Annotated in this window: 14 protein-coding genes; 7 read left to right on the forward strand and 7 right to left on the reverse strand. The window is 47.5% G+C overall.

Features of this window, described 5'->3' with window-relative positions:
- Nucleotides 1–104 precede the first annotated feature (104 nt).
- Complete coding sequence (locus QJS83_RS05640; RefSeq protein WP_284608164.1) at nt 105–1,670, forward strand: class I SAM-dependent methyltransferase; 1,566 nt, start codon at nt 105–107, stop codon at nt 1,668–1,670.
- Here QJS83_RS05640 and QJS83_RS05645 read toward each other — a convergent pair.
- Together QJS83_RS05645 and QJS83_RS05650 are read right to left on the reverse strand one after the other, a co-directional pair.
- Nucleotides 1,667–2,095, reverse strand: a complete 429-nt coding sequence (locus QJS83_RS05645) for a hypothetical protein (protein WP_284608165.1) — start codon at nt 2,093–2,095, stop codon at nt 1,667–1,669. The two genes, QJS83_RS05640 and QJS83_RS05645, sit on opposite strands and share 4 nt — an antisense overlap.
- Complete coding sequence (locus QJS83_RS05650; protein WP_284608166.1) at nt 2,092–2,976, reverse strand: phosphatase domain-containing protein; 885 nt, start codon at nt 2,974–2,976, stop codon at nt 2,092–2,094. Before QJS83_RS05650 ends, QJS83_RS05645 begins: the two co-directional genes overlap by 4 nt.
- 100 nt (nt 2,977–3,076) lie before the next feature.
- On the opposite strand from QJS83_RS05650, the gene QJS83_RS05655 reads away from it, so the two are divergent.
- Nucleotides 3,077–3,700: a hypothetical protein gene (locus tag QJS83_RS05655; protein WP_284608167.1), complete on the forward strand. Its 624-nt coding sequence runs from the start codon at nt 3,077–3,079 to the stop codon at nt 3,698–3,700.
- A gap of 6 nt (nt 3,701–3,706) precedes the next feature.
- Here QJS83_RS05655 and QJS83_RS05660 read toward each other — a convergent pair whose 3' ends face one another.
- Nucleotides 3,707–4,423 carry a TrmH family RNA methyltransferase gene (locus QJS83_RS05660; protein WP_284608168.1) on the reverse strand — a complete coding sequence of 239 codons (717 nt, stop codon included), beginning with the start codon at nt 4,421–4,423 and terminating at the stop codon, nt 3,707–3,709.
- A 12-nt stretch (nt 4,424–4,435) separates the two neighbouring features.
- The gene (locus tag QJS83_RS05665) at nt 4,436–5,644 is read right to left on the reverse strand and encodes an acyl-CoA dehydrogenase family protein (RefSeq protein WP_284608169.1); all 1,209 of its coding nucleotides are present in this window, start codon (nt 5,642–5,644) and stop codon (nt 4,436–4,438) included.
- A gap of 191 nt (nt 5,645–5,835) precedes the next feature.
- Between QJS83_RS05665 and QJS83_RS05670 the strand changes: the two genes are divergently transcribed.
- Nucleotides 5,836–6,948: a calcium:cation antiporter gene (locus tag QJS83_RS05670; protein WP_284608170.1), complete on the forward strand. Its 1,113-nt coding sequence runs from the start codon at nt 5,836–5,838 to the stop codon at nt 6,946–6,948.
- Nucleotides 6,949–6,963: 15 nt separating this feature from the next.
- Nucleotides 6,964–8,067, forward strand: coding sequence for a competence/damage-inducible protein A (locus QJS83_RS05675; protein ID WP_284608171.1), 1,104 nt, complete (start codon nt 6,964–6,966; stop codon nt 8,065–8,067).
- Nucleotides 8,068–8,125: 58 nt separating this feature from the next.
- On the opposite strand, the gene QJS83_RS05680 is transcribed toward QJS83_RS05675, so the two are convergent.
- Nucleotides 8,126–9,316, reverse strand: coding sequence for a S1 RNA-binding domain-containing protein (locus QJS83_RS05680; protein ID WP_284608172.1), 1,191 nt, complete (start codon nt 9,314–9,316; stop codon nt 8,126–8,128).
- 69 nt (nt 9,317–9,385) lie between these two features.
- Entirely contained in the window at nt 9,386–11,677 is a 2,292-nt protein-coding gene (locus tag QJS83_RS05685) for a vitamin B12-dependent ribonucleotide reductase (protein ID WP_284608173.1), read from the reverse strand.
- Nucleotides 11,678–11,894: 217 nt separating this feature from the next.
- Between QJS83_RS05685 and QJS83_RS05690 the strand changes: the two genes are divergently transcribed.
- The 3 genes from QJS83_RS05690 (at nt 11,895) to QJS83_RS05700 (ending at nt 15,048) form a co-directional block, all read left to right on the forward strand.
- A complete protein-coding gene (locus tag QJS83_RS05690) occupies nt 11,895–13,322 on the forward strand; it encodes a hypothetical protein (RefSeq protein ID WP_284608174.1) in 1,428 nt (475 codons plus the stop codon).
- A gap of 90 nt (nt 13,323–13,412) precedes the next feature.
- Nucleotides 13,413–14,606, forward strand: a complete 1,194-nt coding sequence (locus QJS83_RS05695) for a cysteine desulfurase family protein (protein ID WP_284608175.1) — start codon at nt 13,413–13,415, stop codon at nt 14,604–14,606.
- Nucleotides 14,607–14,721: 115 nt separating this feature from the next.
- Nucleotides 14,722–15,048, forward strand: a complete 327-nt coding sequence (locus QJS83_RS05700; protein ID WP_284608176.1) for a HesB/IscA family protein — start codon at nt 14,722–14,724, stop codon at nt 15,046–15,048.
- Nucleotides 15,049–15,183: 135 nt separating this feature from the next.
- Here the strand turns inward: QJS83_RS05700 and QJS83_RS05705 are convergent, their stop codons facing one another.
- Nucleotides 15,184–15,999 (reverse strand): alpha/beta fold hydrolase, encoded by an 816-nt coding sequence (locus tag QJS83_RS05705; protein ID WP_284608177.1) that lies wholly within the window; start codon nt 15,997–15,999, stop codon nt 15,184–15,186.
- Nucleotides 16,000–16,180: the final 181 nt, after the last annotated feature.

Genomic DNA, 16,180 nt, shown 5'->3' on the forward strand with positions numbered 1-16,180 from the left:
ACCTAACATAACGAGCGAGGACTGTTTGAGGGAGGCAAGGTCCAGCTATAATTTCTAGCGAATATACCGATGACCCTCAATGAAAACCGGATTATAGTAGGCCGATGACACGTGTGATTAAGCTTCGATACACAGAGACAGCCGGCTGCATTTTCGTTGACAAGATAGCTGGCCTCAACACCCATACGCCTGAATACGGTCAGCGCGGTTGCGTAGAGATTTATGAAGATGAATTGGATCGAAAGCTTTACGTCGTTCACCGTCTGGATAAAGCGACATCGGGCGCGCTGGTGTTTCCTACTTCTCCGGAGCTGGCCACTGAAATCACGCAGCTCTTTGAGCAACACAAGGTCGCAAAAAAATATCTTCTGCTAACTGACAAGAAAATCGGAATTAAAGAATTCACCTACGAATCGACGATTACAAAAGAGAAAAACCAATTCGTCAGCACCCCCAGCAACGAACCGAACGCGAAGACGTCGTTTAAGTGGCTCAAAAGCCTGGGCCCTTATGAACTTTGGGAAGCTGTCCCGCACACGGGAAAGCCGCACCAAATTCGTTTGCACGCGGAAGCGAGCGGCATGCCTATTTTGGGAGATGAAGATCACAACGGCTCTCCGTACTTCCGTCTTTGTTTGCATTCTTTGTCTTTGAAGTTTGCATTGCGCGGTCAACAAATCGACTTTGAAACAGATTGGCCGGAATGGGCCGTGAGTGATGATCCTTCACAACTGGAAGACCTTACTTTGGCAGAAGCTTTTCAACGTCGCGAGCGTCTGTATAAATTCTCGGAATTAAAAGACGAATCCTTACGTTTAAGTCACCGCGAACTGGATACGTACCGCATTGACCAATACGGCGAATACCTATGGGTCTATTGGTACAAAGAGTCTGATCCCACGGTGCAAGATCTTCTGCGTTTTGAAAAACTCGCAAAGAAACATCAAAAGAAAATTCTTGTGCGCAAGATGCTCAACCGCGGGGAAGATCCTAACGCCGAAATTCTTTGGAAGATCGGCAACACAGCTCCCCGTTGGACTGCAAAAGAAAATGGCGTGAAGTATGAACTGCGCACGGACTCGGGTTTGTCGCCAGGCCTTTTCTTGGATCAGCGCGAGAATCGTTTGTGGGTGCAAGAGCACGCGCAAGATCGACGTGTGCTTAATTTATTCTCGTACACAAGCGGCTTTAGCGTTGTGTCGGCGCTAGCCGGTGCGCAAGAAGTTTGTACCGTCGACGTTTCTCAAAACTTTATCGACTGGAGTAAAGAGAATTTCAAACTCAACGGTTTGGATCCCGAAGCCGAGAACTACGAGTTCTGGGTGCAAGACTGCCTTCTCTTCCTTAAGGGCACCATCCGTCGCAAAAGAAAATTCGGACTGATTATTTGCGACCCGCCTTCTTTTGGTCGTTCTAAAAATGGCGTTTTTTCAATTAGTAAAAACTTCGACGAGCTGTTGATTAATTGCATGTATTGCCTGGAAAAGAACGGACTGCTTTTGTTCTGTACGAACTATGAAAAGTGGACGACCGGCGACTTACATTTGCGTTTGAATAAGCTCAAGAAAGACTTTTCATTTAAGATTCTGCCGGCTCCCAATCAGGGACTTGATTTTGAACTCCCCGATCAAGAGCCTTTGATGAAATCCATCATTCTGCGCAAGAACTAAGGATAAAAATCGTACTTCACTTGCACACGTTTCTCCCCTTGCAAGCCCATCTTAGAGCCGCTTGCATAAGGAGGCACCGTTCGTGCGACTTTCTTTTTGCCCTTAGGATAAATCTTATCGTCAACCGTGCAATCAAAGCGTTTGTCTTTGCAAAGACGGGTAAAGTTTTTCTTTTCGTTTTTAAGAACGTAAGATTCGACGGCTTTGTTCATTTTCTCCAGCACAGCAACGTCGCCGGCATCGACAACGATCGAACTGGCTTTGGCCGGCGCTTCCGAAGGCGCAGATTCCGCGCGCGAAGACCTTTTCGTCGCGCCCGAAGAGGTCGATTTTTGTTGAACTTCGTCAAAAGACAATTCGTCTTTCGGTTGTGTTGCGCAGGCACTGATAAAAATCAACACGGATACTAGAAATAGCTTTTTCATTTCTGTCTCACCCATTCTGACCACGTCATCCCCTCACCGCGCGGATGAGCTTTGGCGTATTCATAGAAATTGCGAACGAAATCCGCACGCTCTTTCTGATAAGGATACTTCCATTCTTTCGGGTCGCCAACTGCTATGACGTCATAGTCATTGCTGAGTTTCGTATTCTTATTGATGATCTCGTCAAATTCCGAGTATTTCGCGCGAAGAAGCATTTCATAAAGAACCATAAACGTCGTTGTACGACCCTTGCCGGCGCGACAATGGAAGTGAATCCAAGAGTTTTCAGGCAACGCTTGAACCGCCTCGATAAAACGATCCACTTCCGAATCCACCGGGCGTACATGGTCCGTCACCGTCAAACGCACATACTGATGGCCGCTGCTGCGAACCATGCTCTCTTCCGTTTCGATACTTTTAATCTCTTGCCCGGCGATTCTTTCGCCAACGCGAAGGTCCCCAAGAAGGCGTCTTTCACGTCGGACCGCCTCATCATGATTTAAATCAGCATTGGCCCAGTCGCGGTCGGCTTGCCAAGTCACGGGAATATCGTTGATCAAACCGTGAGACTCCTGGCGCAGATCAAAAATATGCAGAATGGACTTGTTCTTTTTTGTCGGCTTTGCAATCACTTTTAAAGCCTTTGGTCCAAACATCGCACTGCCTGACATCTTCAATTCATCATTCTTGCGGTAGTTATTGGGCTTAGCCCCCGCACGCTCTTTTTCAAAGACCAGCTCCACGGGCTCCGTTGGCTGAGGTCGAGTCATAAAGAAAGAGGATTTTGGAGACGATTCCGACGGACCTGAGTGTTCTTGGGCGATTTTTTTCTCCGCACAAGCGGTCACGAACAACAAGATGAATATCAACGATGCTTTCATAGTCCTCCCTTACCGAAAATCCTAGAGGAATTTGCGCCCGCAAACAACACTTCCTTATTCTGGACTCGAAAGGATCTCGGAATATCTCTATCCTAAAGCAATGAAGACATTTATCTGCAGCTTCTTGTTTCTTGGTCTTTTTTCCCTGCAAGCTCACGCATCGCAAGAGCTCAATCAGCTCATACAATGTCACGAAGCCCTTGACGGCAAATCCGAAGGCCAAAGCAATAAACTGAGCATCGAAACACCGACGCCGATTCTTGTGCCGTCAGGTAAGAAGCTCTACTTCGTCACTCAGAAATCCATTTATGTAACAGACAATACCTTCGCCGATAAAGACGTCGTTATACGTTTAGAAAATCATCCGACGCCATTCTTTCGTAAACTGAGTTTTCGAAAAAACGGAGAACTCGGTAACATTGATTATGCCGAAGTAACCTCCGATCAAAAGAAAAACGCCGTCGACCCCCGCGCGGCGCTCGACGATAAAAGTCTTTCCGTTGTTAAAAAAGATCTGCTGAAAAGAATGAATAGTGTTATGGGCGAATATCAAAACAAGTATGATCCGCAAGACACGATCGATGCCCTTTTGAAATGTCGAAACGTGTCCTCTTCTGAGTTGCAGAAAAGTCTAGATAAGAATGTCGCTTATTACGAAAAAATGGCTCGCAAGAAAAAATCCGCGGGCGGCTCGTACAACAAAAGCGCGCCGGGCACTAAATAATCAGATTTAAGCTTTAAGAAGACCGCGCGCAAACATCTCTTCAAGATATTGAGTCGCGGAGTCCTGCGTGCGCATATAGTAGTGCGCGCGCAAAATCGCCTGCTCTTCATCGTTTAATGAAGCGTTGGAACCCAAACGCTTCATACGATCTTGCGAAATATGATAAAGGCTTAACGCCCCTGCCACAGAGATATTAAAACTTTGCACAAAGCCTGACATCGGAATGATGATCGTTTCATCCGCCGCCGCAATCATTTCCGGAGTGACACCGTCTTTCTCGTTCCCGAGAACCAAAGCGACTTTACCGGAAAAATCGATCTCATGAAGAGGTTTGGATTTCGCATCCAGATGAGTCACACAGATTTTGTAACCTTGTTTTTTCAAAGTCTGCACACAGTCGGCGGTTTTTTTCCACTTCTGAACTTCGACCCATTTGTCGGCGCCTTGAGTGACACGGTTGGCCTCTTTGAATTTTTCCTGCGTTTCAATCACGTGGAAATTGCCGAAGCCCAAGCCTTCCGCACTTCTCATGACGGCGGAAATATTTCCGCGATCATAGATGCCTTCCAAAACAACAGCCGTATCGAAATTACGAAGAGCAACGACGCGCTCGATTTTTTGTCGGCGCTCGTCTGTGAGCAAAGGCCCGATTTTCTCAAGAATCAGTTGATGGTGCACTTTGAGGTTGGCATTGATCGCCAATTCGGGCCCGTATGGAAACATTTTTAAATCGCCTTACTTGTACAATGACTCAGGGTTTTTCGCCAAGTCACGTGTGATATTCTTTTGGTGCGCTTCCAAAGTCCCGCCGCCGATTTCAAGAAGCTTTGCATCTCTCCAAAGTCTTTCCACAACGTACTCGCCGACGTAACCGTAACCGCCCAATACTTGGATCGCACGGTCTGCCACGTTTTTCGCCATTGTCGTCGCCACAAGTTTCACACCGTCTGAATCCAGGCGATTTCCTTCTTTGTTCAGATCCATGCGACGGGCTGTCTCGTAAACGTAAGAGCGTGCTGCTTTGTATTCCGCATAGCTGTCAGCGATGTAGCGCTGAACTTGGCCGAAGTGGTTGATGGATTTGCCGAACGCCTCACGCTCAACCGCATAACGATTCATGATTTCGATAGAGCGCCGAGCGATACCGATGCTCATCGCTGCCAACGTCAGACGCTCGATCTCAAGATTTCTCATCATGTGCAACATTGAGTCGCCTTCATGGCCGACAAGTGCTGTCTCTGGAACATGGCAGTCTTGGAAAACAAGCTCCGCCGTGTTCGAGCCGCGCATGCCCAACTTGTCTTTGATTTTTTGGCCTACAGCGAAACCTTTGTGATCTTTTTCAACAAGGAAAGTGGAGATCAATGCGCGACCGTGTTTTTCACCCGTTTTTGCGTAAACTAAAACAAGATCGCAAGGCGTGTTGTTTTCATCAATCGTTCCGTTTGTGATCCACATCTTGCGGCCATTGATGATGTATTCGTTGCCGTGCTTGACGGCTTTCGTTTGCATGCCCAAAACGTCAGTGCCCACGGCAGGTTCTGACATCGCCATCGAACCGACCCATTCGCCAGAACACAATTTCGGCAAAACGCGATGACGTTGATCATCACTGCCGTTCACAGCGATGTTGTTCACGCAAAGCATGGAGTGGGCAAGATACGCCAAACAAAAACCCGGGTCAGATGCTGATAATTCTTCATGTACGATCGCTGCCGCTGTTGCATCCATTCCAGCGCCGCCGAACTGTTCAGGAACGGTGATACCCAAAAGACCCAGCTCACCGATTTTTTTGAAAAGGCCGAGGTTGAATTTTTCGGAACGATCGTATTCGTGAGCTTGAGGTTCGATCTCTGCTTCCGTAAAAGCTTTTACAGTCTCACGCAACATGGCGTGTTCAGGTGTTGGATTGTAAAGATCAAACTCTTTCCAATTGAAAGACATGGTGACTCCTTGGGCTCAAATAGAACTCTTATTCAACGCGAGAATCTATTGAGAGACGCCCTCACGGGCAAGGTTTTGACCACAATAATGCGCCGCATTTGGGCCATTTCGCAATGACTCAGCGGGAGCACCTGGACTCCTATCCAGACGAAGCCTTAAGTAAATATTAATCTCACTTTTTCAGGAGGAATATGCAAAAAGTCTCTCTCGTCCGGCTCGTGATTGCGTGGGCATCTGTTCTGTGTTTTTTCATCTTTGGTTCGACTTGGCTCTCCAATCTCGATTCTCCGGTCGTTTTAACGGGACTTTTTTTGTGGGTTTTCTCGGTCATTCTATGGTCGGCTTTTGGCGTCGTTCATGAAGCGGAGGAATTGGCCGCTCTTCTTGGCGAACCACAGGGAACTCTGATTCTTACTCTCTCGATCGTTATTATTGAGGTGGCTCTTGTCGCCGCCGTGATGTTGGGAGCCAAGGCGGCTCCGACATTGGGTCGTGACACGATGTTTGCTGTTTTGATGATTATCATGAATGGCGTTGTCGGTCTGGGACTTCTTATCGGCGGCTACAAATATCGCGAGCAGTCTTATAACTTGCAAGGTTCCGCTTCTTATTTGGCTGTTTTGATTCCGTTAACAACCGTGCCCTTGATCCTTCCGAACTTTACGACGTCAACGGAGGGTGGGACTTTGACGACGTTGCAGTCCGTGGCCTTTTCGATTTTCACGATCGTGCTTTACGGAATTTTCCTAATCACTCAAACCGGGCGGCACAAATCTTTTTACGTTCATCCGGATGCTTTGGAGGCGACCAAGGCGGATCACTCGAATGAAGACCCCGTCACCATCGCTAAACACACTGTCTTTAAGCACACGCTTCTTTTGCTCGCGCACATTCTTCCGATCGTGTTGTTGTCGAAGAGTCTTGCGAAAATTCTGGATCATGGTATCAGCGTTTTGAATTTACCGGCCGCTTTGGGTGGTGTGGTTGTTGCCGCGATTGTTTTTACGTCAGAAGCGATCAGCTCTTTGAAAGCCGTGGCTCGCAATGATCTGCAAAGAGCTATCAATCTTTGCCTGGGTTCTGCGGCGTCCACGGTAGGTCTTACGGTTCCCGCCGTTCTGATTATCGGTTTGGTCACGGGCCAGCCGGTTGTTTTGGGATTAAAGCCCACGGAGATGACGTTGTTAGCCGTGACTTTGCTTTTAAGCACGCTCACCTTTTCTAACAAAAGAACAACGTTGTTGGAGGGCGCGGTGCATTTGACGATGTTCCTTGTTTATCTCACTCTTGTTTTCAGCCCTTAGTTTTTGGAGTATTCCATGAAAGCATCCATTCTCGGTATTGGTACTGAACTCACGGACGGACAGATTGTAAATCAAAATGCCTCGTGGATTTCAAAACAGTTGAAAGACGCCGGTATTACGACGACGTCTCATCTTGTCGTACCTGATGAGCGCGCTTTGATGCGCGAAGGGATTGAATTCATCGCCGCTCACGGAGACGTTCTGTTTATTACGGGAGGTCTTGGCCCCACCTCTGATGATTTCACGCGCGATATCGTCGCGGAGTGGGCGGGTTTGCCTTTAAAGTTTGATGAAACTTCCTGGAAGCACGTGAATGAACGTCTTACTTCGCGCGGTTATGTCGTCAAAGATATTCAACGCCAGCAATGTTATTTTCCCGAAGGCGCCAAGGTTCTTTTTAACTCGCAAGGCACCGCCAATGCGTTTCAGTTGCAGGTTCACGGCAAAACTGTTTTCGTTCTGCCGGGACCACCGCGCGAGATTGAAGCGGTTTGGGGTTCCTCCATTTCATTTTGGCTCGATGAAAATACGAAGCATCTTGATCCTCGGATTACAAGAAGCTGGGACACCATGGGCGTCGGTGAATCCGATGTCGCCGTCATTGCTGAAGAAGTTCTTCAAGGTGTCGACGTCGAAAAAGGATATCGCGTGCATCTGCCTTATGTGGAAGTGAAGCTGTCTTACTTAAGTTCGCGCGAAAAAGAGATGGAACCTGTCATTGAAAAATTGAGTGAGGCTTTGCAGTTTTGTACAATCGTGCGCGATCAAAAAGATCCCGCCCAGCATTTCGCCGAAATCGTTAAGCCGATCCAGTCCATTTGTGTGATTGATGAGGTGACCGGATCTTTCTTGATGAACCGTTTGATGCCCGTTCTGCGCACGTATATGAGCGAACAAATGTGGAGCTTCTCAAAATCGCGCGCCGCTAAAAGTCCGGCGGATCTGCACTTGCATGTTCTTCCCAAGGACGAGCACAGCTGCGAAGTCAGTCTCGAATATCGCGGTCGCAAAATCAAAGACATCATCACAACTCCCTACAAAACCGCGAATATGCGCGAGCGCCGCCACCAATACATGGCCGAGATGGCTTTGATTTTTTGGATTAAGAATCTTCAATAGCTTGAACTAAAAAAGCCGCTGTTTTGCAGCGGCTTTTTAGTTTTCGAATCGCAACCTTTTACTTAGGTTTGATATTCAAATTCTTAAACGCATCCCCTAAAGAGCCGAAGCCGTTTGCGGAGGATGTATGAGATTTCCAGCTTGTGTCTTCGACTTCGCCTGGAAGCCCCAAAGAGATCTTCTTTTCTTCGAAAAGAATTTGATCGACTTGCACTGTGATCTCGTCACCGCGCTTTTTGTTTTCGAATTGGGAAGCCTCCACAGAGTCGCGCCATTTTGATTTTGGCAAAAGACCTGTCACGCCCGGAGCGATGTTGACGAAAAGACCGTAAGTCTCTTTCTTTTCAACTTTGCCTTTTACAACCGTTCCCACAGGGAATTTTTGCGGCACGGACAACCAAGGATTGCCTTCGCCATCGGCTTGTTTCAACGACAACGAAATTTTCAATTTGCCGTCGATCTCTTCCGTTTTCAAAAGTTTTACTGTGAGGTTTTGACCAACGGAGACAATCTCATGCGGATCGTTTACGCGGGACCACGCCAATTCAGAGACGTGAACCAAGCCCTCAATCCCCGGCTCCAATTCAACGAAAGCACCGAAGCGCTCCAAGCGCACCACTTTACCGTCAAGCAAAGCGCCCGGCTGGTGCTTCAGCATGAACGTGCCTTCGTTTTCGGCTCTTTGCAGCTCGAGCAAACGACGGCGAGAAACCACGATGTTGCGCTTGTCGAATTGTGTGATCAAGAATTCAAACTTTTTACCAACGTATTCACTTGCGTCTGTTGCAAACTTCATATCGATTTGGCTGATAGGACAGAACGCCGTTTTACCTTGAACGTTCACGCGGAAACCGCCGTTGCAAGTCTCTGTCACGCGACCTTCAACAGGAAGTTCCATGTCAAACGCGTCTTCCAATGAATCTGTCGTCGCACCTTTAGCGCCACGTTTTGCAAGACGAACTTCGCCGCCTTTGATGGCTGTGACAACGCAGTCGATGATGTCGCCGACTTTGTATTTTACTTCTTTGTTTTCATCCATCAAATCTCTTGTGAAAATCATGCCGTCCACAGGAGTGCCGGTAGAAACAAAAGCCTCTTCTTTACCGATAGAAAGAATTTCTGCGCGGATTTCATCGCCTACGCGAAGACGGCGATCAAGGCCTTTATCTGATTGAGCGAAAAGTTGCTCAAAACTCGCCATGTCTTTTGTTTCTTCAATATCATCACCAAAAATATCTTTTTTAGACATAATGTCGTCCTTTATACGTGTACCTGAGGAAGCGAGCTTACCCTAAGCTAAGCCCGCTGAAAAGAAAGATTACGAGCACCCGACCGTCGTGCCGCAGTTAGGACAACGATAACAACCACTTGTGAGCACCGTGTCGCTTCCACATTCGGGACATTTCATCGTGAAATTAGGGACCGCGGGCTCCTCGGATTTCTTAGGTTTTTGCATATTTAGAGGCTGGCTCTGCTTACTGCCGTCACGATAAACCGCGACCGCTTTAAGACCCAGTTTCCATGCGAGCATATAGATCTGGCTGATGTCCTCTTCCGTCGCACTGTTCGGCAGATTGACGGTTTTGGAAATGGCACCGCTGATAAACGGTTGCACGGCCGCCATCATCTTCACGTGACTTTCAGGTGAAAGCACACGGCTGCCCTGCACGCCCGCCGCACAGTCAAAGACACTGATGTCTTCACCATGAATGGCAGAGCTGCCCACAACGGTGTTATGCTCTTCCACGTATTTGATAATCTCTGCGATCTCTTCGTCGGTGTATTCCAATGTTCGCAAAGCGGGTTCTACCGCTTGATTGACGATTTGAATCTCTCCGCCGCCGACAAGTTTCTTGTACTTGATCAAAGAGAAATCCGGCTCAATTCCCGTCGTATCACAATCCATCAGCAAACCAATAGTTCCGGTGGGCGCAATCACCGTCGCTTGAGAGTTTCTATAACCGTGCTTGCCACCGTTATAGATCACGCCCTTCCAAAGATTTTTTACCGCTTTATCCAAGCCGTGCGGAAGAAACGACCACGCCACATCTTTAAGAGCACTTTCGTGCATCTTCATCACTCGCAACATCGGTGCGCGATTTTTCTTAAAGCCGGCAAACGGGCCTTTCGCACGCGCCATCTCGGAACTTGTAAGATAAGCCACACCGCTCATAAGAGCGGTCAAAGCGCCCGCCCACGCACGTCCCTCATCGCTGTCGTAAGGAATTCCCTTACGCATCAACAGACTTCCCAGATTTGCAAACCCCAATCCTAAAGGACGATAGTCATGCGAGTTCTGCGCGATCTTCTCTGTCGGATAGCTTGAGTAATCGACAAGAATTTCCTGCGCGACAAAGAGTGTGCGGGCTGTATGAATAAAAGATTCAAAGTCGAAATTTCCATCTTCACCCAAAAATCTAACGAGATTAATCGATGAAAGGTTGCACGCGGAATCATCCAGGAACATGTACTCCGAACACGGGTTGCTCGAATTAATATCGTCCGTATTCGGGCACGTATGCCATTTATTAATCGTATTGTGAAACTGCACGCCAGGATCCGCGCACATCCACGCGGCATGAGTGATTTTTTTCCAAACCTCCGCAGCCGGCAACTCACGCATCGTTTTCCCGGTAACACGCGCTTTGAGTTTCCACGGGCTGTCTTTTTCCACAGCCTTCAAGAAAGCATCCGTCAATCTTACGGAGTTGTTGGCATTTTGGCCCGAAACGGTTCTGTAAGCTTCGCCTTCAAACTCGGCACTAAGACCTGCGGCGATCAACATGTGCGCTTTCTTTTCTTCGCGCATTTTCCACTCGATAAAGTCGAGAACTTCGGGATGATCAATATCCACAACGACCATCTTCGCTGCACGCCGAGTGGTGCCGCCGGATTTGATGGCTCCCGCGCCTTTGTCTAAAACCTCGAGGAACGAAAGAAGTCCCGAGCTCAGTCCGCCCGCGCTGGTCTGTTCATAGCGGCTGCGGATTTTCGAAAAGTTACTTCCTGTGCCGGAACCGTACTTAAACAGCTTCGCTTCGGTTTTCGCGAGATCAAAAATTCCTTCGATGGAATCATCGACACTTTGGATGAAGCACGCAGAACACTGCGGCCTTTCGTAAGCGTTGTGCGTGTTTAAAATCTTTTTCTTCTTTTCGTCCCATGCATAGTGCTCACTTGGAGAAGAAATTTTATAAGACTCCCACAAACCGGCATTGAACCACACCGGGCTGTTAAAGGCGCCTCTTTGCGAGAGCAAAATATACTTAAGTTCTTTAGCAAAGATGTCGGCCTCTTTTTTGGATGCGAAATAGCCGCCTTGTTTCAAGGCGGAGGCCGTGATTGCTTTCACCACGCGATCGACGAGTTGGCGCATGGAGTGTTCGTGGTTTGTTTTGGGAACTCCGACTTTGCGGAAATACTTGCTTGCGGCAATATCAATTGCAAGCTGCGACCAGCCTTCAGGCGCTTCGACGTTTTTCATAGAGAAAAATGTTTCACCCTTGCGATTGCGAATTTCACAATCGACTTTCTTCCATTGGAATAAGTCTTCGGGTTTCTTTCCGGCAGGCACGAAATAAGAGGGACTGTGCAGAGAGAATTTTTTCATGAAGACATTGTAAGCTCTCTTGCGGTGCCCGCCAAGATCTCCTGTTGTATCCAACAACTGTGCATAGGATTCGCTGACTTTAGCCTAGGCTCCGTTAAGCCTTCGCAATCTTTGCAGATTTAATTCTTAAACACTTCTTTGCTGTCCTGAATAAACCGTTAAGAGTCTAGGTCACAAACAATATTCTTTTACGAGGTCCGTCATGCAACAAGAGAATATGAAGAAGACGTTACTTATCATCAAGGCGCAGCCTCAGAGTCTCGGAACCGTCGAAGGATTTTTACGAAATCGTGAATGGAAGATCAAATCCACAAGCAATCTTAAAGAAGCTTTGATCTTCCTTGTGCAAGAACAACCCCAGTTCGTAATGGTTTGCATTGATCATCCCAATCGCAAAGTGCGCAATCTTCCGAAAATTTTAACTCAAGCCTTTCCCGTGTGTGTGATCGCCTTCACGGAAGAATCGTCTGCGGCTTCCTTCAACCTTTTAAGCAATAGCTCGACGGAGTATTTGGTCTACCCTCCCGTCACGGGTCCCGCCGTTGAAAGAACGGTGAATAAATATCTCAAAGACCTTCATGCAAAAGGACTTACCTCTCCTCCGCGCGGTGGTCTCAATGCCGTCAATAACGGCGTGATTTCCATTAAGGGCGAAGGCGGTTCTTTCTCTTCTCACGATGCGCAGAGTATTCTTGCGCACATGCTTTCCAATGACGAGAACTCGGCTTATCTTGCTTCGTCGGCGAACACTTCACAACCTGGTATGGCGGCTCACGGTCTTGGTGCGGGCACTCTTCATTCAGCGATGCTTGCAAATGCAACCGTCGATCCATTGGCGACCCGACAAAATCAGGCGCGCGCACCCATGATGGGTTGGACGCCTCTGCCTTCCGCCCTCAATAAAAAACAACCATTAACGCCAGAGCAGATTGAGCAAGAACCGCGAGCGACAAAAAAGGATTCCATCATTTTGCGCGGAACCAAGGAAGCTCTGGAAAAAGCCTGCGTGAAACCTCCCCTGCAACCGACAACATTTATTGAAGAAGCCTCCAACGTCGCTTGTATCGTGATTCAGTCGGCGCGTTTTTCGGGTTATCTGATTACGGCGATGTCCAAAAATAAAAAGATCGACTCCGTTTTTATGGATAAAGTGCGGGAGCGGCTTTTTCGTTTTCTTAAGGAAAATGGCGAGAACGTCACGGATGGCGAAAAGATGGATTTACAAATCAAACAAGTACCCTTTGAAGATTGGGCTCTCGATTGTGCCGAGTTTTTACGAAAGTCAGTGCATGAAGGCCAAGAAGTCGCGATGGCTTTTTTTCCGCGCCAAGATATTGAAGTGCGCTTAGCGGATTCTCCGACGGAAGAAATGGCGGCCATCAAAATTGAAGAACTCGCTGGAGATGTCGCGGTGGAGTTCAATGTTTATATTCATTTGCCACGAAACAATAGGTACGTTCTTTACACTCCCCGAGGCAGCGTCTTTTATCATGTGCAGAAAGACCGCTTATTAAGCCAGGGCATTTCTCAGCTGCATATTTTGAAGGGAGATTTGAGGGATTTAGACAAATACCGTGCGCAAAATTTCCTCAATGAAAAAATCCAGGAATTCGAGGAAAAACTAGGTTCCAAAGAGCCCGCATAAGCGGTTTTACGCTCTGTAGAACGTAAAAAATCACCAGGCACCTTTTTGGGGGTTGACGCGGCGATTGGGACGGGATTAGCTCAAGGGGCTATGGAATTGAATACTGAGCGCCCTATGGGAACAAATCTGCAACAAGATAAGTCTATCTATTTGGATTACAATGCCACGACTCCCGTGGACCCTCGCGTATTTCAAGCCATGGAGCCTTACTTTAAGGAACACTTTGGCAACCCTGCCAGCGCCGGCCATCATTGGGGTTGGATCGCTGACAATGCGGCGACAAAAGCGCGCAGCCAAGTAGCTTCGTTGATTGGCGCAAAATCTTTGGAAATCACTTTTACGGCTGGAGCCACGGAATCAAACAACTGGGCGATCTTTGGTTTGATTTCAAAACTGCGCGAAGAAAATCCACAAACGCCGATTCACTTTATCACTTCTTGCGTTGAACACAGCTCTATCATGAAAGCGATGGCGGCTGCAGAAAAAATGGGTGTGGAAGTTGACTTCCTTCCCGTTAATTCTTACGGACAAGTCGAAATTGAAACTGTTCGTAAAGCTATCAAGCCGCACACAAAACTGATGAGTTTCATTTGGGTGAACAACGAAATCGGCACGATCAATCCTATTCCGGAACTCGCTCGTCTGGCGAAAGAACATCAGATTTATTTCCATACTGATGCGACTCAAGCCGTCGGCAAAATTCCTGTGAACGTGACAGAGATGGGAATTGACTTGATGTCTTTCTCTGGTCACAAAATTTACGGACCTAAAGGCATCGGTGCTCTTTATATTCGCTCGAAAGATCCTAAAGTTCAGATCAATCCGTTGATTTACGGCGGAGGCCAAGAGCGTGGACTTCGCTCTGGCACTTTGAATGTGCCGGCGATTGTGGGCTTGGGTGTCGCTGCTGAAATTTGCGCGCAGAATCTGAACGAAGAAAAAGCTCGCATGACAGAACTCCGTGATTTTTTCTGGAGCAAGCTTCAAGCGGCTGTTCCGGGCATTCGTTTGAATGGCCATCCCACCGAGCGCGCGCCAAATAATTTGAACGTGACTTTACCAGGTCATAAAACCGAAGCGTTGATCGCCCGTCTGCAAAAGATCGGCGTCAGCACCGGCTCTGCCTGTGGCACAGGAGCGATGGTCATCAGTCACGTTTTAAAAGGCATTGGTTTGAGCACCGAAGAAATCCAATGTTCGTTGCGTTTAAGCTTGGGTCGCTGGACAACTCAAGAAGAACTTGAAAGAGCTGCGGAAATCCTTAAAAACGCGCTTCCTCACTAAATTTCAATAAATTTAAACACTTAGAAAGCCTGAAAAGCGCGGAAATCGGGCCTCCCCAGGGCTTGACACCTATGATATACTACCCACGTTGTATTTCAGAATAGGGAGCCCTTTTATGATTCAAATTTCACCAGAAGCAGCTCAAAAGCTTGCTCATCTTAAAAAAGAAGAAGGAAAAGACGATGCCGCATTCTTGCGCGTTGAGGTGAAAAAAGGCGGCTGTTCTGGCTTGTCTTACAAAATGCAATTTGAAAACGATCAACGCGAAGGCGATAAAGTTTTTGAATCTAACGGTCAAAAAGTCGCCGTAGATCCACAAAGTATGCTCTACATTTTGGGTATGACTTTGGAATATTCAGGCGGATTGAATGGCAAAGGTTTTGTCTTCAACAATCCAAATGCCTCCAAGCATTGCGGCTGCGGTTCAAGCTTCAACGTTTAATTTTTCATCCGATTTAAGATTCGAATAACGGACTAAGAGCTTCTCCATGAGAGGCTCTTTTTTTTTGGACGCTGTGGCCGTCAATATTCGAACGAAATGACGTGGCGTAGCCAGAAAAAGAAGCAGGCACCTTTTTTAGGCGGCGATTTGGGATTCTAGGAATTCGAGCATGAGCTGGGAGATGATTTCGGGGCGGGTTTTGATGGCTAAGTGGCCAGCCCCCGAGATGGCGATGATGTCGTCGCAGCCGATATGTTTTGCGAATTCGCGGTAAGCGGCTTGATCGAAAAGAAGATCTTCTTGATCGAAGATCAGTCGGCACTCCCCGCGATGTGAATACAAACGCTGATGCCAGTACTGCCAGTCTTCCGAGCGCAAGATCCAAGAAAAATGATGAATCATGTGAGCGACAAACTGCAATTTGCGTCCTTGTAAACGCTCGACAGAAATAGAACCTTCACTGCGTTCGTCACGGAAAATCTGCGCCGCCCGCTTCAGGAAAATGCGTCCCATCGGCGTTGAAAGCATCAAATAAATACTTTTTAAATTCAGCGGAATCGAAAAGAAAAATTTCAATTCTTTCGGCAAGAAATGTTTCACAGGATTCGTGACCATCGGATTAATAAGCAAAGACTTTTGCACAAGCTCCGGATGCTGAGTCGCCAGCCCCCAACTCAAAGCCCCGCCATAACTAAGCCCCGCAACATGCACTTTTTGCTCAGGAAAAGTCTCTCGAATAAACTTCGCCAAAACTTCGATCTGCACAGAGAAAAACAGCTTATCACTGCTCATGTAAAGATGGCTCAAATTCGGAATCACAACACGATACTTCTCCGCAAGCCTGTCAGCCACCGCATCCCAATGATGAACACTTCCACCATAGCCATGAAGAAGAATTAAGATAGGCCCTTGCTCCGGCCCGCGCTCTCTGAAAGTAATCTTGTGAGACATTCACAGAACATATCGGCATTAATGACTATGCAATAAACAGGACCAAAGCCCTACTTCTTCACAAGATATTAACCACCAATCCCAAAAAACCAAAAAGCCCAAGCTCCGGAAAAATACCAGCAAAACCTTTAAAAAAATTCTAAATCAGACGGCTCTTTTTAAAGAAAGTTTGAAAGCAAGA

It is taken from the genome of Bdellovibrio sp. 22V (genome assembly GCF_030169785.1).
Classification (GTDB): Bacteria; Bdellovibrionota; Bdellovibrionia; order Bdellovibrionales; family Bdellovibrionaceae; genus Bdellovibrio.